Origin of the sequence: Mycobacterium sp. URHB0044 (assembly GCF_000620625.1) — a bacterium.
In the GTDB taxonomy this organism is placed as follows: Bacteria; Actinomycetota; Actinomycetes; order Mycobacteriales; family Mycobacteriaceae; genus Mycobacterium.
This window is the reverse complement of record NZ_JIAW01000010.1, coordinates 237,821-259,339: the sequence shown is the minus strand read 5'-3', so window position 1 is coordinate 259,339 and position 21,519 is coordinate 237,821. Positions and strand designations below refer to the sequence as shown.

Here is a 21,519-nt window from a genome sequence, read left to right as displayed (position 1 = left end):
GGGCGGGAACTGCACGCGGTGTATCCGTTGATGTCGATCACCCACAACCGGCGCATCCGCCTCGAAGTCGCCGCACCGGATGCGGACGCCCATGTGCCGTCGCTGTATTCGGTGTATCCGACCACCGATTGGCACGAACGCGAAACCTACGACTTCTTCGGCATCGTGTTCGACGGACACCCCTCGCTGACCCGCATCGAAATGCCCGACGACTGGGTCGGTCATCCGCAACGCAAGGACTACCCGTTGGGCGGCATCCCGGTGCAATACCACGGCGCGACGATCCCCCCGCCGGATGAACGGAGGTCCTATCACTGATGAGCACCCCCAACCACACCCCCGACACCGCCCCGGAAACCGTGATCACCGTCGGCGGTCAGGACTGGGCCGATGTGGTCGCCGCGGCCCGCGAACGCGGGGTGGCCGGTGAACGCATCGTGGTCAACATGGGCCCCCAGCACCCCTCCACGCACGGGGTGTTGCGCCTGATCCTGGAAATCGAAGGCGAAACGATCACCGAGATCCGCTGCGGCATCGGCTATCTACACACCGGCATCGAAAAGAACCTGGAATACCGCAACTGGACCCAAGGCGTCACCTTCGTCACCCGCATGGACTACCTGTCCCCGTTCTTCAACGAAGCCGCCTACTGCCTCGGCGTGGAAAAACTCTTGGACGTCACCGACGACATCCCCGCCCGGGCCAGCGTGATCCGGGTGCTGCTGATGGAACTCAACCGCATCTCCAGCCACCTGGTCGCCCTGGCCACCGGCGGCATGGAACTCGGCTCGATGTCGGCGATGTTCTTCGGGTTTAGGGAACGCGAACTGGTGTTGTCGATCTTCGAGACCATCACCGGGCTGCGGATGAACCACGCCTACATCCGCCCCGGCGGGCTGGCCGCCGACCTGCCCGACGAAGCCATCCCGCAGTTGAAGGAACTACTGATCCTGCTGCCGAAACGGCTGCGCGACATGGAGAACCTGCTCAACGAAAACTACATCTGGAAGGCCCGCACCCAAGGCGTCGGCTACCTCGACTTGACGGGCTGCATGGCCTTGGGGATCACCGGGCCGGTCTTGCGTTCCACCGGGCTGCCGCATGATCTGCGCCGCGCCCAACCCTACTGCGGGTATGAGGACTACGAGTTCGACGTGATCACCGACGACGGCTGCGACGCCTACGGGCGTTACATCATCCGGGTCAAGGAGATGCGCGAGTCGATCACGATCGTCGAGCAGTGTTTGGACAAGTTGCGGCCCGGCCCCGTGATGATCACCGACAAGAAACTGGCCTGGCCCGCCGACCTGAAACTCGGTCCCGACGGTTTGGGCAATTCCCCGGCTCACATCGCCAAGATCATGGGCAGCTCCATGGAGGCACTGATTCATCACTTCAAACTGGTCACCGAAGGCATCCGGGTGCCCGCAGGGCAGGTCTACGTCGCCGTCGAATCCCCCCGCGGGGAACTCGGCGTGCACATGGTCTCCGACGGCGGCTCCCGCCCGTATCGGGTGCACTACCGCGACCCCTCGTTCACCAACCTGCAAGCCGTCGCCGCGATGTGCGAAGGCGGCATGGTCGCCGACGCCATCGCCGCCGTCGCCTCCATCGACCCCGTCATGGGCGGAGTCGACCGCTAATGGCGATCGAATTGCGGCTCGGGCCGCGCCCCGACGAACCCGGCCCACCGATCACCCAAGGGCCGCAAACCTATTCGGCCGAGGTCACCGCACGGCTCACCGCCGATGCCGACGCCATCATCGCCCGGTATCCGCAACCGCGCTCGGCGTTGCTGCCGCTGCTGCACCTGGTGCAATCCGAGGACGGCTACCTCACCCCCGCCGGCATCGGCTTCTGCGCCACCCGACTGGACCTGTCGCCCGCCGAAGTCACGGCCGTCGCCACGTTCTACTCGATGTACCGGCGCACCCCCACCGGCGACTACCTCGTCGGGGTCTGCACCAACACCCTGTGCGCCGTCATGGGCGGCGACGCCATCCTCGAGGTACTGCAAGAACACCTCGGCGTCCGCGCCGGAGGAACCACCGACGACGCCAAGATCACCCTCGAACACATCGAATGCAACGCCGCCTGCGACTACGCACCCGTCATCATGGTCAACTGGGAATTCTTCGACAACCAAACCCCGTCGACGGCACGCGAACTCGTCGACCAGCTGCGCGACGGCTGGCCGGTGTCGCCCACCAGGGGCGCACCGCTGTGCACGTTTCGCGAGACCGCCCGCATCCTCGCCGGGTTCCCCGATCGTCGGCCGGGTGCCAACGGCGGCAACCCCGGTGAGGCGACCCTCGCGGGGCTGCGCGTCGCGCACGAACGCAACATGACCGCACCGCCGATGACCGAAACGTCGGGGTCCTCCGGCGGCGGACCGGTCGCGGACACGGTCGAAACGGTACGCGACGAGCCTGCCCCCGCCCCGTCCGCGACAGTGCCGCCCAAGCCCGCAACGCCCGAGACATCGCCCGACGCAACGGATTCAGGGAGCTAGATGGCCACACCATTGACGCCCGTACTGAGTGAGTACTGGGATCACGCGGAATCCTGGACGCTCGACACCTACCGACGCCATGATGGCTATCAGGCACTGTCCACTGCGCTGGCGATGGATCCCGACGCGCTGATCGCCCTCGTCAAGGACTCCGGGTTGCGTGGCCGCGGCGGCGCGGGCTTCCCGACCGGTCAGAAGTGGTCGTTCATCCCGCAGGGCGACACCGGCGCGGCCGCCAAGCCGCACTACCTCGTCATCAACGCCGACGAGTCGGAACCGGGTACCTGCAAGGACATCCCGCTCATGCTGGCCACCCCGCACGTGCTCGTCGAGGGCGCGATCATCGCCGCCTACGCGATCCGCGCCCGCCACGCCTTCATCTACGTGCGCGGCGAGGTCGTGCCAGTACTGCGCAGGCTGCAGCAGGCTGTGGCCGAAGCCTACGAGGCAGGCTATCTGGGCACCGACATCAACGGCTCGGGCTTCGACCTCGACCTCGTCGTGCACGCCGGCGCCGGCGCCTACATCTGCGGTGAGGAAACAGCCCTGCTCGACTCACTGGAGGGCCGACGCGGCCAGCCGAGGCTGCGGCCACCGTTCCCTGCCGTGGCCGGTCTCTACGCCTCCCCCACGGTGGTCAACAACGTCGAGTCGATCGCAAGCGTGCCTGCCGTGGTGCGCGGCGGCGTCGACTGGTTCAAGTCGATGGGCTCGGAGAAGTCGCCAGGTTTCACGCTGTACTCGGTGTCGGGCCACGTCACCCGGCCCGGCCAGTACGAGGCACCGCTGGGAATCACGTTGCGCGAACTCCTCGACTACGCCGGCGGAGTACGGGCAGGCCACCAGCTGAAGTTCTGGACGCCCGGTGGTTCCTCCACCCCACTGCTGACCGCCGAACACCTCGACGTCCCATTGGATTACGAGAACGTCGGCAAGGTCGGCTCGATGCTCGGCACCAAGGCCTTGCAGATCTTCGACGAGACCACGTGCGTGGTACGGGCGGTGCGGCGCTGGACTCAGTTCTACGCCCACGAGTCGTGCGGCAAGTGCACGCCGTGTCGCGAGGGCACCTACTGGCTGGCCCAGATCTACGAACGGCTGGAGACCGGGGCCGGTAAGGACGCCGACATTCAGAAGCTGCTGGACATCTCCGACACGATCTTCGGCAAGTCGTTCTGCGCGCTCGGCGATGGCGCCGCCAGCCCGATCCTGTCCTCCATCAAGTACTTCCGCGACGAGTACGTCGCGCACCTCGACGGCGGGTGCCCGTTCGACCCGCACGCCTCGATGCTCGCAGCGGAGGTGGTGGGCGCATGACGACGGCGGAGAAGAAGACCGGGCCGGCGACCGGCGAGCCGGACGTCGAATTGGTCGGTCTCACCATCGACGACCATCAGATCAGCGTGCCGAAGGGCACTTTGGTGATCCGCGCCGCGGAGCTGATGGGCATCCAGATCCCGCGGTTTTGCGACCACCCGCTGCTCGAACCCGTCGGCGCGTGCCGGCAGTGCCTGGTCGAGGTGGAGGGCCAGCGCAAGCCGATGGCGTCCTGCACCACGACGGTCACACCGGACATGGTGGTGCGTACGCAGCTCACCTCCGAGATCGCCGACAAGGCTCAGCACGGCGTGATGGAATTGCTGCTGATCAACCACCCGCTGGACTGCCCGGTGTGCGACAAGGGCGGCGAATGCCCGCTGCAGAACCAGGCCATGTCCAACGGCCGGGCGGATTCCCGGTTCGAGGACGTCAAACGGACGTTCCCCAAACCGATCAACCTGTCATCGCAGGTGCTGCTCGACCGGGAGCGCTGCGTGTTGTGCGCGCGGTGCACGCGGTTCTCCAACCAGATCGCCGGCGACCCCTTCATCGAGCTGCTGGAACGCGGTGCGCTGCAACAGGTCGGCATCGCCACCGACATGCCGTTCGACTCGTACTTCTCCGGCAACACCGTGCAGATCTGCCCGGTGGGCGCACTCACCGGCACCGCCTACCGGTTCCGGGCACGTCCCTTCGATCTGGTGTCGTCGCCGAGTGCGTGTGAGCACTGCGCGTCGGGATGCGCCCAGCGCACCGATCATCGGCGCGGAAAGGTGCTGCGCCGCCTCGCCGGTGACGACCCCGAGGTCAACGAGGAATGGAACTGCGACAAGGGGCGCTGGGCCTTCAACTACGCCACCCAGGGCGACCGGATCACCACACCCCTGGTGCGCGACGCCGATGGCAGCCAGCGCCCGGCCTCGTGGTCGGAGGCGGTGGCGATCGCCGTGCGCGGACTGACCGCGGCGAACGGTCGCACCGGAGTTCTCGTCGGCGGTCGGGTGACCTTGGAGGACGCCTACGCCTACGCGAAGTTCGCCCGGATCGTTCTGGGCACCAACGACATCGACTTCCGCAGCCGCCCCCATTCTGACGAGGAGACGCGGTTCCTCGCCGCTGAGGTGGCAGGCCGGCCGATGGCGGTGACCTATGCCGACCTCGAAGCCGCGCCCGCCGTCCTGCTCGCCGGGTTCGAGCCCGAGGAGGAGTCTCCCATCGTCTTCCTGCGGCTGCGCAAGGCGTTCCGCAAGCACGGCCTCAAGGTGACCTCGATCGCGCCCTTCGCCAGTCGCGGCCTGGTGAAGCTGGGCGGCACGCTCATCGCCACCGTCCCCGGCGGTGAAGCGGCCGCACTGGACGCCCTGCACGACGACGAGTCGTTGCGCCTGCCGGGTGCCGTCATCCTGGTCGGCGAACGGCTGGCCGCCGCGGCGGGCGGCTACTCCGCGGCGCTGCGGCTGTCCCGTGTGACGGGCGCGCGGATCGGCTGGGTGCCACGCCGCGCAGGCGACCGCGGTGCGCTGGAAGCCGGTGCGGCACCGAACCTCCTGCCCGGCGGCCGCCCCGTCGACGATTCCGCGGCCCGTGCCGAGGTCGCCGCGGCGTGGCACGTCGACGACCTTCCCGCGACCCCCGGCCGCGATACGTCCGGCATCCTCCAGGCCCTGGCCGACGGGGCGCTTGGCGCACTGCTGATCGGCGGCGTGGAAGTCGTCGACCTACCCGACCCGGCAGCGGCGCTGGCCGCCCTCGACGCCGCGCCGTTCGTGGTGAGCCTCGAACTCCGGCACAGTGCCGTCACCGACCGCGCGGACGTCGTCTTCCCGGTCGCGCCGGTCACCGAGAAGGCGGGCACGTTCGTGAACTGGGAGGGCCGGCCCCGGCCGTTTCCTGCCGCGCTGCCGCCGAACGCCACCCCCGACGCGCGGGTGCTCGCCGCACTGGCCGACGAGGTCGGCATCGACGTGGGCCTGCGCGACCCCGCTGCGGTACGCGACGACCTCGCCCGGCTCGGCACGTGGCAAGGCCCGCGACCCGTGGACCCGGACACCGCAGGGCAGACGCCGCCTATCCCGGAACCGGGCCGGGCCGTGCTTGCGGGATGGCGAATGCTGTTGGACGACGGGCGACTTCAGGACGGCGAGCGGTTCCTGGCCGGCACGGCCCGCCCCGCCGCCGCGAGACTGTCGGCCGTCACCGCCGCTGAGATCGGGGTGAGCGACGGCGATCCGGTCACCGTCGGCAGCGCACACGGCGACATCACGTTGCCGCTGGAGATCACCGAGATGCCCGACCGGGTCGTGTGGCTGCCGCTGAACTCGTCGGGGACCGCGGTGGCCGCCACGCTGCGCGTGCCCGTCGGCGGCGTCGTCGACATCCGTGGAGGTGACCGGTCGTGACCTACCCGGATCTCACCTCGTTCGGCCACGACACCTGGTGGCTGATGATCGCGAAGGCGCTCGGCATCTTCGTCTTCCTCCTGCTGACCGTACTGGTGGCGATCCTGGTCGAACGCAAGGTGCTTGGCCGGATGCAGATGCGCTACGGCCCCAACCGGGTCGGGCCGTTCGGTCTGCTGCAGAGCCTGGCCGACGGCGTCAAGCTCGCGCTCAAGGAAGGTCTGATCCCCGCCGGGGTGGACAAGCCGATCTACCTGATGGCACCCGTTATCGCGGTCATCCCCGCGTTCATGGCGTTCGCAGTGATCCCGATGGGCGGCATGGTCAGCGTGTTCGGCCACCAGACGCCGCTGCAATTGACCGACCTGCCGGTCGCCGTGCTCTACGTGCTCGCGGTGACGTCGATCGGCGTGTACGGAATCGTGTTGGCAGGCTGGGCATCCGGGTCCACCTATCCCCTGCTCGGCGGGCTGCGGTCCACCGCCCAGGTGATCTCGTACGAGATCGCCATGGCGCTGTGCTTCGCCGCGGTGTTCCTGTACTCGGGCACGATGTCCACCTCACAGATCGTGTCGTCGCAGCGCGATCTCTGGTACGTCTTCCTGCTGCTGCCGTCCTTCCTGATCTACGTCACCTCGATGGTCGGTGAAACCAACCGTGCGCCGTTCGATCTGCCAGAGGCCGAGGGTGAACTGGTCGGCGGGTTCCACACCGAGTACTCGTCGCTGAAGTTCGCCATGTTCATGCTCGCCGAGTACGTCAACATGACGACGGTGTCCGCTCTGGCCACCACGCTGTTCCTCGGCGGCTGGCAGGCGCCGTGGCCGATCAGCCTGTGGGACGGCGCCAACACCGGATGGTGGCCGCTGCTGTGGTTCATCGCCAAGGTGTGGACGTTCCTATTCCTGTTCATGTGGCTGCGCGCCACCCTCCCTCGCATGCGCTACGACCAGTTCATGGCACTGGGCTGGAAGGTCCTCATTCCCATCTCGCTGGCCTGGATCATGACCGTGGCGATCGTGCGGACGTTGCGGGCGAATGACTTCGGGAACTGGGCCGTGGTGCTCGTGATCGCCAGTGCGGTCGTGAGCGTCGCGTTGATCGCCTTCCTGTGGAAGTCCGCGCGGCGCAGGCAGACCCGCATCGAGACCCGACCCGTACCCGTCGCTCCCGGCGCCTTCCCCATACCGCCCATGCCCGTCAAGGAGCCAGCTGATGCCTAACTTCATCGACGCGATCGCCGGCTTCGGCGTGACGTTCAAGACGATGTTCAAGCGGCCGGTGACCGAACAGTATCCGGAGGAGCCCGGCCCAGTCGCGAAGCGCTATCACGGCCGCCACCAACTCAACAGGTACGACGACGGTCTAGAGAAGTGCATCGGCTGCGAACTGTGCGCGTGGGCATGCCCCGCCGACGCGATCTATGTCGAGGGCGCCGACAACACCGAGACCGAAAGATATTCGCCCGGTGAACGTTACGGGCAGGTCTATCAGATCAATTACCTGCGCTGCATCGGCTGCGGGCTGTGCATCGAGGCCTGCCCCACCCGGGCGCTGACCATGACCAACGACTACGAGATGGCCGACGACAACCGCTCCGACCTCATCTACGGCAAGGACAAGCTCCTCGCCCCGCTGCGTCCGGGTATGACGCCACCGCCCCACCCGATGGCGCCGGGCAGCACCGACGAGGACTACTACCGCGGCAACATCACCCCCGAGGGTCTCGCAACCCCGAAGGAATCGGCGCTGTGACGGCCGAGTTCGTGGCGCTCGCGGCCGAGGCGGCCAACCGCACGTCGACGGCGGAGGAGGTGACGTTCTGGGTGCTCGGCGTTCTCGCGGTGCTGGGCGCCATCGCCGTGGTGGCCGCACCGAAGGCCGTCTACTCCGCGATCTTCCTCGCGGTCGTGATGATCATCCTCGCGGTTCTCTACATCGCCCAGGATGCGCTGTTTCTCGGCATCGTGCAGGTGGTCGTCTACACCGGCGCGGTGATGATGCTGTTCCTGTTCGTCCTGATGCTGATCGGGGTGGACTCGGCGGACTCCCTCGTGGAAACCATTCGCGGGCAACGCCTCGCGGCCATCGGTGTGGGTGCGGCGTTCGGCATCCTGCTCATCGCAGGCATCGGCAACGTATCGGTGGCCGGGTTCTCGGGCCTTGGCGAGGCGAACCGCAACGGCAACGTCGAAGGCTTGGCGGCGTTGATCTTCACCCGGTACCTGTGGGCGTTCGAGTTGACCAGTGCCCTGCTGATCACCGCGACGCTCGGTGCGATGCTGCTGGCGCACCGGGAGCGCTTCGACCGCCGCAAGACGCAACGCGAACTCTCCATCGAGCGTTTCGCCGCCGGTGGTCACGCCACGCCGCGGCCCAATCCCGGTGTCTACGCACGGCACAATGCCGTCGACGTTCCCGCCCGGCTGCCCGACGGCTCCGACGCCGACGACTCGGTGAGCGCCATCCTGCCGCGCCGGAGCATGTCCGTTTCCTCGAACGGAAAGAACGGAGCGCTGTGAATCCCGCCAACTACCTGTACCTGTCGGCTGCGTTGTTCACCATTGGCGCGGCTGGAGTTCTGTTGCGGCGCAATGCCATCGTGATGTTCATGTGCGTCGAGCTGATGCTCAACGCCGCCAACCTCGCGTTCGTCGCGTTCTCCCGCATGCACGGTCACCTCGACGGCCAGGTGGTGGCGTTCTTCACCATGGTCGTCGCCGCGTGCGAGGTCGTGGTGGGCCTGGCGATCATCATGACCATCTTCCGAGCCCGGCAGTCGGCCTCCGTCGACGCAGCGAACCTGTTGAAGCACTAATGGCGACGATCCCGGTGTGGCTGCTCATCGCCCTGCCCCTGGCCGGCGCGGCAATCCTGCTGCTCGGAGGCCGGGCCACCGACGCGTGGGGCCACCTGCTGGGGTGCGCGACGGCGCTGGCGTCGTTCGTCGTCGGCGTCGTGCTGTTCACCGGCCTGCTCGGCCGCGCGGCCGACGACCGCACCATCCACGAGACGATGTTCTCCTGGGTCCCGGTGGCCGAGCTTCGCGTCGACTTCGGTCTCCAACTCGACCAGCTGTCCGTGTGTTTCGTGCTGCTGATCACTGGTGTCGGGTCGCTGATCCACCTTTACTCGATCGGCTACATGGCCGACGACCCGGACAGGAGACGTTTCTTCGGCTACCTGAACCTGTTCGTCGCCGCGATGCTGCTGCTGGTGCTGGCCGACAACTTCCTCGGCCTCTACGTCGGCTGGGAGGGCGTCGGCCTGGCGTCGTACCTGCTGATCGGCTTCTGGTCGCACAAGCCGTCGGCGGCGACGGCGGCGAAGAAGGCGTTCGTCGTCAACCGGGTCGGCGACATCGGCCTTGCCCTGGCGTTGATGGTGATGTTCGCCGAAGCCGGCACCGTCTCCTACGCAGGCGTATTCGGCGCCGCCGGCCAGATGTCGCAAGGCGCACTGACCGCAATCGGTCTGCTGCTGCTGCTCGCCGCGTGCGGCAAGTCCGCGCAGGTTCCGCTGCAATCCTGGCTCGGCGACGCCATGGAGGGCCCCACCCCGGTGTCGGCACTCATCCACGCCGCGACCATGGTGACCGCGGGCGTGTACCTGATCGTCCGGTCCGGGCCGGTGTTCGACCTTGCCCCCCACGCACGGCTTGGCGTCGTCATCGTCGGTGCCGTCACGTTGTTGTTCGGCGCGGTGATCGGCTGCGCCAAGGACGACATCAAGAAGGCGCTGGCCGCCTCCACGATGAGCCAGATCGGCTACATGGTGCTCGCGGCCGGGCTCGGTCCCGCGGGCTACGCCATCGCGATCATGCACCTGCTCACCCACGGATTCTTCAAGGCCGGTCTGTTCCTCGGCGCCGGTTCGGTGATGCACGGCATGAACGACGAGACCGACATGCGCCGTTACGGCGGGTTGCGAAAGTACATGCCCATCACGTTCGTGACGTTCGGGCTCGGCTACCTGGCCATCATCGGCGTGCCGCCGTTCGCCGGCTTCTTCTCCAAGGACGCCATCATCGAAACCGCCTTCGCCACGGGCGGAACGAGCGGCATGGTGCTTGGCGGCGCGGCGCTGCTGGGTGCGGGCATCACCGCCTTCTACATGACGCGGGTGATGCTGATGACGTTCTTTGGTGAAAAGCGTTGGCATGACGGGACGAGCGGAGCAGAACCACATCCGCACGAGTCGCCGGGCATCATGACGTGGCCGATGATCGTGCTGGCCGTCGGATCGGTGGGCGCGGGTGGCCTACTGGCCATCGGCGGCACCCTCCAACACTGGCTGGAGCCCGTCGTCGGAAGCCACGAAGCCGAACACTCGGTACCGGCGTGGGTGATGACGGTGATCGTGCTGGCCGTCGTCGCGGTCGGCGTCGGCATCGCCTACCGGATGTACGCGACCCGTGCCATACCCGAGACCGCGCCAGAAGCGTCGGCGCTCACCGTGGCCGCCCGCAACGACCTCTACGGTGATGCGTTCAACGAGGACGTACTGATGCGGCCAGGTCAGCTGATCACCGCCGGGCTGGTCGAGATCGACGACGACGCCGTCGACGGGGTGTCGCGAGGGCTGGCCACGCTGATCTCCGGGACGTCGGAACGGTTGCGGCAGTGGCAGACCGGGTTCGCCCGCTCCTACGCACTGTCGATGCTCGGTGGCGCCGCGCTACTGATCGCTGCGATTCTGGTGGTGAGGGTCTGGTGAGCGGGATGCCGTGGTTGACCGTCCTGTGGGCCGTTCCGATGCTCGGGGCGGCGGCCGTCATCCTGCTTCCGTCGGCCGCCAGGCAACTCGCCAAGTACGTCGCGCTCGGCATCTCCCTGGTCGTGCTGGCGATCGTCGTGACGCTCGCGGTCCGCTTCGATCCCGCTGGCCCGCAATATCAATTCGTCGAGGACCGCCAGTGGATCCCGTCGTTCGGCACCGGATACATCCTCGGTCTCGACGGCATCGCGCTGGCATTGGTGGTGTTGACCGCCGTGCTGGTCCCACTGCTCATCGTGGCGGGCTGGAACGACGGCGGCGACGAGGCGCGTTCCACGCACACCTACCTGGCGCTCACCTTGGCCGTCGAGGGCATGGTGTTGATCTCGCTGGTCGCACTGGACGTGCTGCTGTTCTACGTGTTCTTCGAGGCCATGCTGATCCCGATGTACTTCCTGATCGGCAGCTTCGGCGGACCCAAGAGATCCGCCGCGGCGGTGAAGTTCTTGCTGTACAACCTCTTCGGCGGGCTGATCATGCTGGCCGCCGTCATCGGGTTGTACGTGGCGACCGCGGGAAGTGACGCGTTCGAGGCAGGCACGTTCGACTTCCGGGCGATCGTGGCGGCGGTGGCGAACGGTCAACTCGGCGTCGACCCGGCGGTGCTCAACGCGTTGTTCCTCGGCTTCATGTTCGCCTTCGCCGTCAAGGCGCCGCTGTGGCCGTTCCACCGCTGGCTGCCCGACGCGGCCGTGGAGGCCACTCCCGCCACAGCGGTGCTGATGATGGCGGTCGTCGACAAGGTCGGCACGTTCGGCATGTTGCGGTACTGCCTGCAGCTGTTCCCCGAGGCGTCGATGACGTTCCGGCCGTTGATCATCACGCTCGCGGTGATCGGCATCGTCTACGGCGCGGTCGTCGCGATCGGTCAGACCGACGTCATGCGCCTCATCTCGTACACGTCGATATCGCATTTCGGCTTCATCATCCTCGGCATCTTCGTCATGACCAGTCAGGGCCAGTCGGGTTCGACGCTCTACATGGTCAACCACGGCATCTCGACGGCCGCGTTGTTCCTGATCGCCGGATTCCTGGTGTCCCGGAGGGGAAGCCGGGTCATCGCCGACTTCGGCGGGGTGCAGAAGGTCGCGCCGATCCTGGCGGGCACGTTCCTGGTCGCCGGTCTCGCCACGTTGTCGTTGCCTGGGCTGGCGCCCTTCATCAGCGAGTTCCTCGTCCTGATCGGAACCTTCACGCGTTATCCCGCCTTCGCGGTGTTCGCGGCGAGCGCGCTGGTGCTGTCGGCCCTCTACATCCTGTGGGCGTATCAGCGGATGATGACGGGGCCCGTCACCGAAGGCAACGCCGGGCTCAAGGACCTGGTGCCGCGTGAACTCGTCGTGGTGGCCCCGTTGGTCGCGCTCCTGCTCGTCCTCGGCGTGTATCCGAAACCCGCACTCGACGTCATCAACCCAGCCGTGAGCCACACACTGACCACGATCGGTCAGCACGATCCCGCGCCCCGGGTGGCGGAAGGATCCGGGAAATGAACATCACGCCACCGTCGGTGGAGTACGGCCTGCTCTTGCCGATGCTGATCGTCTTCGGCGTCGCGGTGGCCGGCGTGCTCGTCGAAGCGTTCCTGCCCCGTGGCGCGCGGTACCGCGTGCAAGTGCTGCTGGCCGTCGGCGGTCAACTCGCCGCGTTGGTCGCCGTGGTCAAGGTGTTCGTGGACCTGCACGCCACGGTCGGTCAGACCACGGTCGTCGGCGCCGTGGCCGTCGACAAGCCCGCGCTGTTCCTGCAAGGCACGTTGCTGGTGGTCGGTATCCTCGGCACGTTGTTGATGGCCGAGCGTCGCCTTCCGGCCGACGTCGACGCCGACGCCGACGCCGGGGCCGCCGGCTTGGACGCCTTCACGTCGCAGGCCGCCGCTGTGCCTGGCAGCGTTGCCGAGAAGCTGGCCACGAAAGCCGGTGTGGCGCAGACGGAGATCTTCCCGCTGACGATGTTCGCCGTCGGCGGCATGATGCTGTTCGGCGCGTCCGACGACCTGCTGACGATGTTCGTCGCGCTGGAGGTTCTGTCACTGCCGCTGTACCTGATGTGCAGCCTGGCCCGGCGGCGGCGCCTGCAGTCCCAGGAGGCGTCGCTGAAGTACTTCCTGCTCGGCGCGTTCTCCTCGGCGTTCTTCCTCTACGGCATCGCCCTGCTCTACGGCTATTCCGGCGGATTGAGCCTCAACGGGATCCGTGACCAGGTTGCGTCGGGTTCGGGCGACTCGTCGATGGCCGTCATCGGCGTCGCACTGCTTTCGGTCGGCATCCTGTTCAAAGTCGGTGCGGTGCCGTTCCATTCGTGGATTCCCGACGTCTACCAGGGCGCGCCGACGCCCGTCACCGCGTTCATGGCGGCCGCCACCAAGATCGCGGCGTTCGGCGCGATGTTGCGCATCTTCTACGTCGGGCTGCCCGGTCTCGCGCACGACTGGCGGCCCGTCATGTGGGCGATCGCGATCCTGACCATGGTGGTCGGCACCTTGACGGCGGTGTCGCAGCGCGACGTCAAACGCATGCTGGCGTACTCCTCGGTGGCTCACACCGGCTTCATCCTCACCGGTGTCATCGCGCTGAACGACACCGGACTGTCCGCCACGCTGTTCTATCTGTTCGCCTACGGCTTCAGCACCCTTGGCGCCTTCGCGGTGGTCAGTCTGGTGCGCAACGCCGCCGGTGACGAGGAAACCGACATGACCCGCTGGGCCGGCCTCGGCCGGAGTCATCCGCTGGTGGGCGTGGTGTTCTCGCTGTTCCTCCTCGCGTTCGCGGGCATCCCGTTGACCAGTGGCTTCGTCAGCAAGTTCGCGGTGTTCAAGGCCGCCGCCGAGGGCGGGGCCGCGCCCCTCGTGGTCGTCGGCGTGGTGGCCAGCGCCGTCGCCGCCTACTTCTACGTGCGGTTGATCGTGCTGCTGTTCTTCACCGATGCCCCGGCGGACCCGCCGACGGTGGTGGTGCCGAGTTCGTTGAGCATTGCGACGGTGACCGTGACCGCCGCGGTCACGCTGGCCCTCGGCGCGCTTCCGCAGCCGCTGCTCGACCTGGTGAACAACGCCGATCAGTTCGTGCGTTAGCGTGCGTCCATGACCGACGACGCACTGGTGGCCCGCACCGACGTCGGTGCGGTTCGGGTGCTGACGATGAACCGTCCCGCATCCCGAAATGCGTTGAACCGCGAGCTGATCAGATCGCTGTACGCGGCGCTGAAGTCCGCCGACGCCGACGAGTCGGTGCGCGCCGTCGTCCTCACGGGTGCCGATCCGGCGTTCTGTGCGGGCGTCGACCTGAAGGAGGCTGCCCGCGACGGGTTGAAGTACTTCAGCGAGTTCAAGTCGAACAGCTGCATCACCGCCGTCGCCGAGATGCGCACGCCGACGATCGGGGCGATCAACGGCGCCACCTTCACCGGCGGATTGGAGCTCGCCCTTGGCTGCGACTTCCTGATCGCCTCCGAGCGGGCGGTGTTCGCCGATACCCATGCGCGCGTGGGGATCCTGCCCGGCGGCGGCATGACCGCGCGACTTCCCCAGGTGGTGGGTGCAGCGGTGGCGCGGCGGATGTCGATGACGGGCGAGGTCGTCGACGCCGCGCGCGCCGAGCGCATCGGTCTGGTGACCGAGGTGGTCCCGCACGCCCGGTTGGTGGAGCGGGCGGTGGAGCTGGCCGCCCAGATCGCCGAGGTGCCCAAGCCAACGATGCTGGGGCTCAAGGACATCTACGTCACGGGAGCCTCCGCGGTGATCGGCCCGGCCCTGGCGGCTGAGCGTGCCATCGCCGGGGCGCAGGAGCACGACCTGGCGGGTCTTGGCGAGCAGTTCGCCGCCGTGTCGCAGCGCAACAAGGGCCAGATCGAGAGAATCTAGCCGATTCAGGCCCGGACGCCGTGGATGACGATCGCGGTGGTCTGGTCCACCCACGTCTCGTCGAGTTCGTCGCCGGGCTGCAGCAGTAGGCGCAACAGCGTTGCCCCGCCGATGATTTCGATGAGCCGGTCGGGGTCGACGTCGGCGTGCACCTCGCCCCGCTCCACGGCATGCATCAGCCGCACCCGCACCACGTCGAACAGCCCTGTGAAGCGGCCCATCACCCGCGCACTCAGGTCGGCGTCGGCGGCCATGTCGGCGATCAGCCCCGGCAGCGCTGCCCGCACCACCGGGCTGGTGAAGACGTCACGCGCGGCCGCGATCATCGCCCGGACGTCGCCGGTGATGTCTCCCTCGGGCGTTGCCAGGGCGGTCGGGGCAGTGGGGAACGCCGCTTCGTGGACGAGTTCCGCCTTGCTCGACCACCGGCGGTACAGCGCGGTCTTGGTGGTGCCCGCCCGTTCCGCGACGGCCGCCATCGTCAGATTCGCATAGCCGATTTCGGCGAGCAGATCCGCCGCCGCGCCGAGTATGGCAGCGTCGATGCGAGGGTCGCGTGGGCGGCCTGCGGCAGCAGCGCTTTGTGCTCCTTGCGTGCGCGCGGTCTTGTCAACCGTGGGCCGGTCTGCTTTCATAACGCTACTCACCGTATCGTAATTGCTGGAAGGGCTTCCCTGTGGCTACCGAACCGGCTGTCGAAGACGTCAGCCGCCTGCAGCATTCCTCGCGTGACGTCAGCGCCCTCCCCTCCGTGCTGTCGCAATGGTTGTCGACCGTCATGCCCGGCGGCGTACGCCCGGACGTGACGATCGAAAGCGGCGTCGAGTCCAACGGAATGTCGTCTGAGACCATCATCCTCACAGGTCGCTGGGAGGAAGACGGCCAAACCGTCGAGCAGAAGTGGGTGGCCCGGGTGGCACCCACCGCGCAGGACGTCCCGGTGTTCCCGACCTATCGCCTCGATCATCAATTCGACGTGATCCGGTTGGTCGGCGAGCTGACCGACGTGCCGGTCCCCCGGGTGCGTTGGCTCGACGCCGACGGTCAGGTGCTGGGCACGCCCTTCTTCCTGATGGACCACGTCGATGGCAAGGTGCCGCCCGACGTCATGCCCTACACGTTCGGGGGCAACTGGTTCGCCGACGCACCGGCCGAGCGCCGCAGGGAACTGCAGGACGCCACCGTGGAGGTGCTGGCGAAGCTGCACGCCATTCCCGACGTCGAGAAGACATTCGGCTTCCTTGCCGAGGTGGACCCGCCCGGCGACACCGCGCTGCGCAGGCACTTCAACTGGCTCAAGGACTGGTACGAGTTCGCGGTTCCCGACATCGGCCGCTCGCCACTGGTCGAGGGCGCACTGGCGTGGCTGGAGGACAACTTCCCATCCGACGTCGCCGCCTCCCCCTCTGTGCTCATCTGGGGCGACTCGCGCATCGGCAACGTGCTCTACGAAGACTTCCGACCGGTCGCGGTGCTGGACTGGGAGATGGCGACCGTCGGTCCGCGCGAGCTCGACGTCGCGTGGATCATCTTCGCGCACATGGTGTTCCAGGAACTCGCCGGGCTGGCTGGCCTGCCGGGGTTGCCCGACGTCATGCGCGAGGAGGACGTCCGCGCCACCTACGCGGGGCTGACCGGTGCCGAACTGGGCGACCTGCGCTGGTTCTACGTCTACTCCGGCGTGATCTGGTGCTGCGTCTTCATGCGCACCGGAGCCCGCCGGGTGCGGTTCGGTGAGATCGAGAAGCCCGAGGACGTGGAGTCGATGTTCTATCACGCGTCGCTGCTGAAGCGGCTGATCGAGGAGGCACCCTAATGCTCGGACCGATGGATGAGTTTCCGGTACACCAGGTTCCGCAACCGATCGCCTGGCCGGGGTCGTCGGATCGCAACTTCTACGACCGGTCCTACTTCAACGCCCACGACCGCACGGGCGACGTCTTCGTCATCACCGGCATCGGGTACTACCCCAACCTCGGGGTGAAGGACGCGTTCTTCTTGATCAGGCGGGGTGACGTCCAGACCGCGGTGCATCTGTCCGACGCGATCGATCAGGACCGGCTCAACCAGCACGTCCTTGGCTACCGCGTCGAGGTCGACGAGCCGTTGCACCGGCTGCGGATAGTGCTCGACGAAACCGACGGCATCGCTGCCGACCTGACGTGGAACGGACTGTTCGACGTCGTGCAGGAACAGCCGCACATCATGCGCGCGGGCAACCGGGTGACACTGAACGCGCAGCGGTTCGCACAGCTGGGGTCGTGGAGCGGGCGCATCGTCGTCGATGGTGAGGAGCTCACCGTCGACCCGTCGGTGTGGATCGGGTCGCGCGACCGGTCCTGGGGCATCCGGCCGATCGGTGAGGCCGAACCCGCTGGGCGGCCAGCGGATCCGCCGTTCGAGGGCATGTGGTGGCTCTACGTGCCGATGGCGTTCGACGACTTCTCGACCGTGATCATCATCCAGGAAGACCCCAGCGGCTTCCGCTCGCTGAACGACTGCACGCGGATCTGGAAGGACGGCCGGGTCGAACAGTTGGGCTGGCCGCGGGTGAAGATCCACTACCGCTCCGGCACCAGGATCCCGACCGGCGCGAGCATCGACGCCACCGCGCTCGACGGCTCACCCGTGCACTTCGAGGTCGAATCCAAGCTGCCCGTACCGATTCACGTCGGCGGCGGCTACGGCGGCGACTCGGACTGGCTCCACGGAGTGTGGAAGGGCGAGAACTTCACCGAGCGGCTGACCTACGACATGACCGACCCGGCGATCGTCGGCCGGGCCGGTTTCGGCGTGATCGACCACGTCGGTCGGGCAGTGTGCACGGAGGCCGGCGGCACCCCGGTCGAGGGCTGGGGTCTCTTCGAGCACGGCGCGCTGGGCAGGCACGACCCGTCAGGCTTCGCCGACTGGCTGACCGTCGCACCGTAGGCAAGTCACGCCGCAGTCAGCAACGCACCGGCGGCGACGGCCTCGACGCCGAAGTAGAACCAGTTGGGGTACAACGGCGTCCGGCTGTCGACCACAGCGGCAACGAGGCGGCCGGACGCCATCCCGGCCAGCGCCGCGGCAACGGTGAGCACGATTCCGGTCCGGTTGGCGGCGTCAACGGCCGCGTACGCGAGCACCGCCGCCATCGCGAGGCCGAAGCCGCCGTAGACGGCGCGCACCTCCGACCGCGACGTGGATTGCCCGAGCGTAATGCCGAACGGCCGCACCAGCGCACCGGGTGCGGCCAGTGCATAGCCGCCCATGCCGAGAAAGAACACGCCGATGACGACGATCACCGCTGTGTCGACCGCACTGGCCACGGTAGCCTCCTGTCCAACGTAGGAAGGCCAGCATGGTCCTCGAGATGACGTCACCGCTTCCACAAACCTGCTACCCGTCGGTGTGGCTGTGGCCCGGCCAGGCGCTCTACGCCGGGCCGAGTCTCGACCTGGCGCCGCATTCGGGTTCGGTGTGGTGCTTGGCCGTCGGCGTCGACCGACCCCTCACGGTGGTGGCCAACGGCGTTTCTCGCGACGCGCACAGCGTCCTCATCCCGCCGCGGCTGACCCATCAGCTGATCTGTCACGGTGGCCGGTTGGTCTCCTGCTATCTGGAGCCCACGTCGGATCGGGCGCAATCCTGCCGGCGTGGGTTCGACGAGTGGACCGACGACATTGGCCTCCACCATGCGGACGAAGCGGAGCTGATGTCCGTACCGCATGACGACGAAAGCGCCCGCTCCTGGCTCGATTTGGCCGCGCCGACGGCGCAGCGCGTCATCGACCCCCGAATTGCGGTCGCCGCCAGCAGGATTCGCGCGGATCCGGCCACGACGTCGTCGTCGCGGGAACTGGCCGCGGAAGCGGGTTTGTCCGAGTCGCGATTCCTGCACCTGTTCCGCGACGAAGTCGGGACCAGTCTGCGTCGTTACCGGCTCTGGATTCGCCTGATCGCAGCGGGGACGGCGATCTCCGCGGGCAAGAACTTGACCACGGCCGCAGTCGATTCCGGTTTCGCCAGCCCGTCGCACCTCGCCGACCGCTTCAAGGCGACGTTCGGGCTGTCGGCGACCCAATTGCTCGGAACGGGTGTGGTGGTGCGGACGCAGTGACTCAGGCCGACTGCGCGGGCTGCTTGGCCTCGACGCGGCCGAACACCATCGACTCCTCGATGCGGTCGAACCGGTGGTCGATCAGGTCGAGCACGTAGTTGTGCCGGACCTTCCACGGCCGTCGCGTTCCGGACTTCGGCAGCGCGTGCGGAGCCCGCTGCACGTAACCGGCTTGCAGGTCGAACGCCGGCTTCTCCTTCATCGGCACGTCACCGAGATGCGGGTACGCGTGGGTGTACCCGTGAGAGCCCATGTAGTCCAACAGCTTTGCCACCGCCTTCGCGGTCATGTCGGCGCGCAACGTCCACGACGCGTTGGTGTAGCCGATGCACCACGCCATGTTCGGGACGTCCTCGAGCAGATACTCCTTGTAGACGAACCGGTCGGTCGGCTTGATCTCGGCGCCGTCGAGGCTGATCGAGATGCCACCGAGTGCCTGAAGCTGCAGACCCGTCGCGGTGACGATCACGTCGGCGTCGATGCGTCCCCCCGACTTCAGCACGATGCCCGTGGCGTCGACGTGATCGATCTGGTCTGTGACCACTTCGAGGCGGCCGTCCTTGATCTCTTCGTAGAAGTCGCCGCCGAGGATCACGCACAAGCGTTGGTCCCATGGGTTGTAGCGCGGTTTGAAATGGGTGTCCACGTCGTAGCCCTCGGGCAGGTGCCGCAGTGCCGTCGCTCTGGCCAGCTTCTTGAAGGCGTTCGGCGCCTTGCGGGCGAACGCATAACTTCCCACCGTGACGATCTTGAAGTACGTCCGCGCGATCGCATGGGATACGTTCGACGGCACCAGTTTTCGGATGAAGTTCAGCCACGGACTGATCCGCGTCATCGACATCATGTAGGTCGGCGAGCGCTGCAGCATCGTCACGCGCGCCGCCTTCCGGGTCAGGGACGGGATCATGCTGATGGCCGTCGCGCCGCTGCCGATGACCACCATCTTCTTGCCGGAGTAGTCCAGCGACTCCGGCCAGAACTGCGGATGCACGACCTCCCCGGCGAAGTCATCCAGCCCGGGAAACTCCGGCGTATAGGGCGCGTCGTAGTCGTAGTAGCCGGTACCGAAGAACACGAACCGGCCGCGGTAGGTCTTGGGCACACCGTCCCGCTCGGCCTGCACCGTCCAGGTGTCGGTGGTCGAGTCCCAGTCCGCCGACTTCACGTGCGTGTCGAACCGGATGTGCTCATCGAGGCCGTGCTTGCGCGCGGTGTCGGTGAGGTAGGCACGGATGTCCGCGCCGTCGGCCATGTTCTCCGGCCGCGTCCAGGGCTCGAAGGAGTAGCTCAGGGTGAAGATGTCGCTGTCGCTGCGGATGCCGGGGTAGCGGAACAGGTCCCAGGTACCGCCGATGCGCGCCCGGCGCTCCAAGATGGTGTAGCTCAACGCGGGATTCTTCTCGTGGATGCGGTAGGCCGCGCCGAGACCGGAAATGCCCGCGCCGATGATGATGACGTCGGATTCCTCGACTTCGGCCTGGCTCGCATCCATGGAGAACCTCCTTTGGTCCCGGGTCGTACCACCACGATAGGACCTCAGGTGCGCAGCGCGTCGACGATCTGGGCCAACCCGTCCACCGCGATGGGTCCTGGCTGGTAGATGCACACCTCGTCGGCGATGCCGTCGACCCGGTCGCGGATGTGGGCGGCCACCTGCGCGGGCGTCCCACACGCGGCGATGGTGTGCAGCACGTCGTCGTCGATGAGCGCCCCCATCTCCTGCCAGCGGCCCTGCTTGGACAACGCGTTGAGCTCGGGCTGCAGGTCACCCCAGCCGTGGACCTCGAGCACCGGACGGTACGCGGGCGTCGACCCGTAGAACGCCAGCAGCTGCCGGGTGGCGGCATGATCCGGGTCCTTATCGGAAAGCACCGACACGATGATCTCGGGGACGATGGCAACCTCACCGGCGTCGCGGCCCGCTGCGGAGAGGCCCTCGGCGACGGCCTTCATCGTCACCTCGTGCAGGAAGCGCTTTGAGCCGAACGGCATGACGAGCAGGCCGTCGGCGACCTCCGCGGTGGCCCTGGTCAGCCGCGGCCCGAGTGCCCCGACGTAGATCGGCGGCGGGCCGTAGTCGTTGCCCCGCGGCGTGAAGTTGGGAGTCATCAGCGTGTGCCGGTAGTACTCGCCCTGAAAGGTGAGCCGTTCGCCGGTGGTCCACGCCTCGAAGATGGCCCGCAACGCGCCGATCAGCTCCACCATTCGGGCCACCGGGTGGTCGAAGTCGGCGCCGAACCGCTTCTCGATCTGGGTGCGGATCTGCGTCCCCAGCCCGAGGGTGAACCGGCCCTGCGCGAGGATCTGGTGGTCGATGGCCTGGTGAGCCAGATGAATCGGGTTGCGCGGGAACGCGATCGCTACGTTGGTCATCAGGTCCAGACCACCGACCGTCGAGGCGAGCGTCAGCGGCGCGAACACGTCGTGCGGGCCCTCGAAGGTGAACACCCCGCTGGCTCCCGCGTCGCGCAACGCGCGCGCCCGCTCGATTGCATCCGTCGGGCCGAACAACGCCGTCATCACCTTCACGCGGAGTGACCCTAGTGCGACT

The 21,519-nt window shown here is 67.3% G+C and carries 20 protein-coding genes; 16 read left to right on the top strand and 4 right to left on the bottom strand.

Features of this window, described 5'->3' with window-relative positions:
* The 13 genes from N536_RS0121375 to N536_RS0121315 form a co-directional block, all read left to right on the top strand.
* The coding region (locus tag N536_RS0121375; RefSeq protein WP_029115475.1) for an NADH-quinone oxidoreductase subunit C at window positions 1–318 on the top strand (318 nt) is incomplete at its 5' end.
* Window positions 318–1,643: an NADH dehydrogenase (quinone) subunit D gene (nuoD, locus tag N536_RS0121370; RefSeq protein WP_029115474.1), complete on the top strand. Its 1,326-nt coding sequence runs from the start codon at window positions 318–320 to the stop codon at window positions 1,641–1,643. The genes N536_RS0121375 and nuoD, both read left to right, overlap by 1 nt.
* Window positions 1,643–2,512, top strand: a complete 870-nt coding sequence (nuoE, locus tag N536_RS0121365) for an NADH-quinone oxidoreductase subunit NuoE (protein ID WP_029115473.1) — start codon at window positions 1,643–1,645, stop codon at window positions 2,510–2,512. Before nuoD ends, nuoE begins: the two co-directional genes overlap by 1 nt.
* On the top strand, window positions 2,513–3,829 hold the full coding sequence (gene nuoF, locus N536_RS0121360) for an NADH-quinone oxidoreductase subunit NuoF (RefSeq protein ID WP_029115472.1): 1,317 nt from the start codon (window positions 2,513–2,515) through the stop codon (window positions 3,827–3,829).
* A complete protein-coding gene (locus tag N536_RS0121355; protein ID WP_029115471.1) occupies window positions 3,826–6,231 on the top strand; it encodes an NADH-quinone oxidoreductase subunit G in 2,406 nt (801 codons plus the stop codon). The genes nuoF and N536_RS0121355 overlap by 4 nt, the downstream gene beginning before the upstream one ends.
* On the top strand, window positions 6,228–7,454 hold the full coding sequence (gene nuoH, locus N536_RS0121350; RefSeq protein WP_029115470.1) for an NADH-quinone oxidoreductase subunit NuoH: 1,227 nt from the start codon (window positions 6,228–6,230) through the stop codon (window positions 7,452–7,454). The genes N536_RS0121355 and nuoH overlap by 4 nt, the downstream gene beginning before the upstream one ends.
* Window positions 7,447–7,986 carry an NADH-quinone oxidoreductase subunit NuoI gene (gene nuoI / locus N536_RS0121345; RefSeq protein ID WP_029115469.1) on the top strand — a complete coding sequence of 180 codons (540 nt, stop codon included), beginning with the start codon at window positions 7,447–7,449 and terminating at the stop codon, window positions 7,984–7,986. The genes nuoH and nuoI overlap by 8 nt, the downstream gene beginning before the upstream one ends.
* Window positions 7,987–7,997: 11 nt before the next feature.
* A complete protein-coding gene (locus tag N536_RS0121340) occupies window positions 7,998–8,753 on the top strand; it encodes an NADH-quinone oxidoreductase subunit J (protein WP_369798454.1) in 756 nt (251 codons plus the stop codon).
* A complete protein-coding gene (gene nuoK, locus N536_RS0121335) occupies window positions 8,750–9,049 on the top strand; it encodes an NADH-quinone oxidoreductase subunit NuoK (protein WP_029115467.1) in 300 nt (99 codons plus the stop codon). Before N536_RS0121340 ends, nuoK begins: the two co-directional genes overlap by 4 nt.
* Complete coding sequence (nuoL, locus tag N536_RS0121330) at window positions 9,049–10,947, top strand: NADH-quinone oxidoreductase subunit L (protein ID WP_029115466.1); 1,899 nt, start codon at window positions 9,049–9,051, stop codon at window positions 10,945–10,947. Before nuoK ends, nuoL begins: the two co-directional genes overlap by 1 nt.
* A 5-nt stretch (window positions 10,948–10,952) precedes the next feature.
* Window positions 10,953–12,497: an NADH-quinone oxidoreductase subunit M gene (locus N536_RS0121325; RefSeq protein ID WP_197040194.1), complete on the top strand. Its 1,545-nt coding sequence runs from the start codon at window positions 10,953–10,955 to the stop codon at window positions 12,495–12,497.
* Window positions 12,494–14,077, top strand: a complete 1,584-nt coding sequence (gene nuoN / locus N536_RS0121320) for an NADH-quinone oxidoreductase subunit NuoN (RefSeq protein ID WP_029115464.1) — start codon at window positions 12,494–12,496, stop codon at window positions 14,075–14,077. The genes N536_RS0121325 and nuoN overlap by 4 nt, the downstream gene beginning before the upstream one ends.
* Before the next feature lie 9 nt (window positions 14,078–14,086).
* Window positions 14,087–14,866, top strand: a complete 780-nt coding sequence (locus N536_RS0121315; RefSeq protein ID WP_029115463.1) for an enoyl-CoA hydratase — start codon at window positions 14,087–14,089, stop codon at window positions 14,864–14,866.
* Window positions 14,867–14,871: 5 nt separating this feature from the next.
* Here N536_RS0121315 and N536_RS0121310 read toward each other — a convergent pair whose 3' ends face one another.
* Window positions 14,872–15,501, bottom strand: coding sequence for a TetR/AcrR family transcriptional regulator (locus tag N536_RS0121310; RefSeq protein WP_029115462.1), 630 nt, complete (start codon window positions 15,499–15,501; stop codon window positions 14,872–14,874).
* A gap of 41 nt (window positions 15,502–15,542) precedes the next feature.
* Between N536_RS0121310 and N536_RS0121305 the strand changes: the two genes are divergently transcribed.
* Together N536_RS0121305 and N536_RS0121300 are read left to right on the top strand one after the other, a co-directional pair.
* On the top strand, window positions 15,543–16,682 hold the full coding sequence (locus tag N536_RS0121305) for a phosphotransferase family protein (RefSeq protein ID WP_029115461.1): 1,140 nt from the start codon (window positions 15,543–15,545) through the stop codon (window positions 16,680–16,682).
* Entirely contained in the window at window positions 16,682–17,797 is a 1,116-nt protein-coding gene (locus N536_RS0121300; protein WP_029115460.1) for a hypothetical protein, read from the top strand. Before N536_RS0121305 ends, N536_RS0121300 begins: the two co-directional genes overlap by 1 nt.
* Before the next feature lie 5 nt (window positions 17,798–17,802).
* On the opposite strand, the gene N536_RS0121295 is transcribed toward N536_RS0121300, so the two are convergent.
* Entirely contained in the window at window positions 17,803–18,177 is a 375-nt protein-coding gene (locus N536_RS0121295) for a DUF4345 family protein (protein ID WP_255358469.1), read from the bottom strand.
* Window positions 18,178–18,221: 44 nt separating this feature from the next.
* On the opposite strand from N536_RS0121295, the gene N536_RS0121290 reads away from it, so the two are divergent.
* Window positions 18,222–18,968, top strand: coding sequence for an AraC family transcriptional regulator (locus N536_RS0121290; RefSeq protein ID WP_231514596.1), 747 nt, complete (start codon window positions 18,222–18,224; stop codon window positions 18,966–18,968).
* Window position 18,969: 1 nt separating this feature from the next.
* Here the strand turns inward: N536_RS0121290 and N536_RS0121285 are convergent, their stop codons facing one another.
* A complete protein-coding gene (locus tag N536_RS0121285) occupies window positions 18,970–20,460 on the bottom strand; it encodes an NAD(P)/FAD-dependent oxidoreductase (protein ID WP_029115457.1) in 1,491 nt (496 codons plus the stop codon).
* Between the two features lie 44 nt (window positions 20,461–20,504).
* On the bottom strand, window positions 20,505–21,488 hold the full coding sequence (locus tag N536_RS0121280; RefSeq protein ID WP_029115456.1) for a TIGR03617 family F420-dependent LLM class oxidoreductase: 984 nt from the start codon (window positions 21,486–21,488) through the stop codon (window positions 20,505–20,507).
* Window positions 21,489–21,519: the final 31 nt, after the last annotated feature.

Bases quoted from the DNA above. Each gene is read 5' to 3' on its own strand.
- nuoI (WP_029115469.1), top strand. From the start codon at position 7,447: ATGCCTAACTTCATCGACGCGATCGCCGGCTTCGGCGTGACGTTCAAG.
- nuoF (WP_029115472.1), top strand. From the start codon at position 2,513: ATGGCCACACCATTGACGCCCGTACTGAGTGAGTACTGGGATCACGCG.
- nuoN (WP_029115464.1), top strand. From the start codon at position 12,494: ATGAACATCACGCCACCGTCGGTGGAGTACGGCCTGCTCTTGCCGATG.
- nuoD (WP_029115474.1), top strand. From the start codon at position 318: ATGAGCACCCCCAACCACACCCCCGACACCGCCCCGGAAACCGTGATC.
- N536_RS0121290 (WP_231514596.1), top strand. From the start codon at position 18,222: ATGACGTCACCGCTTCCACAAACCTGCTACCCGTCGGTGTGGCTGTGG.
- N536_RS0121310 (WP_029115462.1), bottom strand. From the start codon at position 15,501: ATGAAAGCAGACCGGCCCACGGTTGACAAGACCGCGCGCACGCAAGGA.
- N536_RS0121315 (WP_029115463.1), top strand. From the start codon at position 14,087: ATGACCGACGACGCACTGGTGGCCCGCACCGACGTCGGTGCGGTTCGG.
- N536_RS0121300 (WP_029115460.1), top strand. From the start codon at position 16,682: ATGCTCGGACCGATGGATGAGTTTCCGGTACACCAGGTTCCGCAACCG.
- N536_RS0121355 (WP_029115471.1), top strand. From the start codon at position 3,826: ATGACGACGGCGGAGAAGAAGACCGGGCCGGCGACCGGCGAGCCGGAC.
- N536_RS0121325 (WP_197040194.1), top strand. From the start codon at position 10,953: ATGCCGTGGTTGACCGTCCTGTGGGCCGTTCCGATGCTCGGGGCGGCG.
- nuoL (WP_029115466.1), top strand. From the start codon at position 9,049: ATGGCGACGATCCCGGTGTGGCTGCTCATCGCCCTGCCCCTGGCCGGC.
- N536_RS0121285 (WP_029115457.1), bottom strand. From the start codon at position 20,460: ATGGATGCGAGCCAGGCCGAAGTCGAGGAATCCGACGTCATCATCATC.
- nuoE (WP_029115473.1), top strand. From the start codon at position 1,643: ATGGCGATCGAATTGCGGCTCGGGCCGCGCCCCGACGAACCCGGCCCA.
- N536_RS0121280 (WP_029115456.1), bottom strand. From the start codon at position 21,488: ATGACGGCGTTGTTCGGCCCGACGGATGCAATCGAGCGGGCGCGCGCG.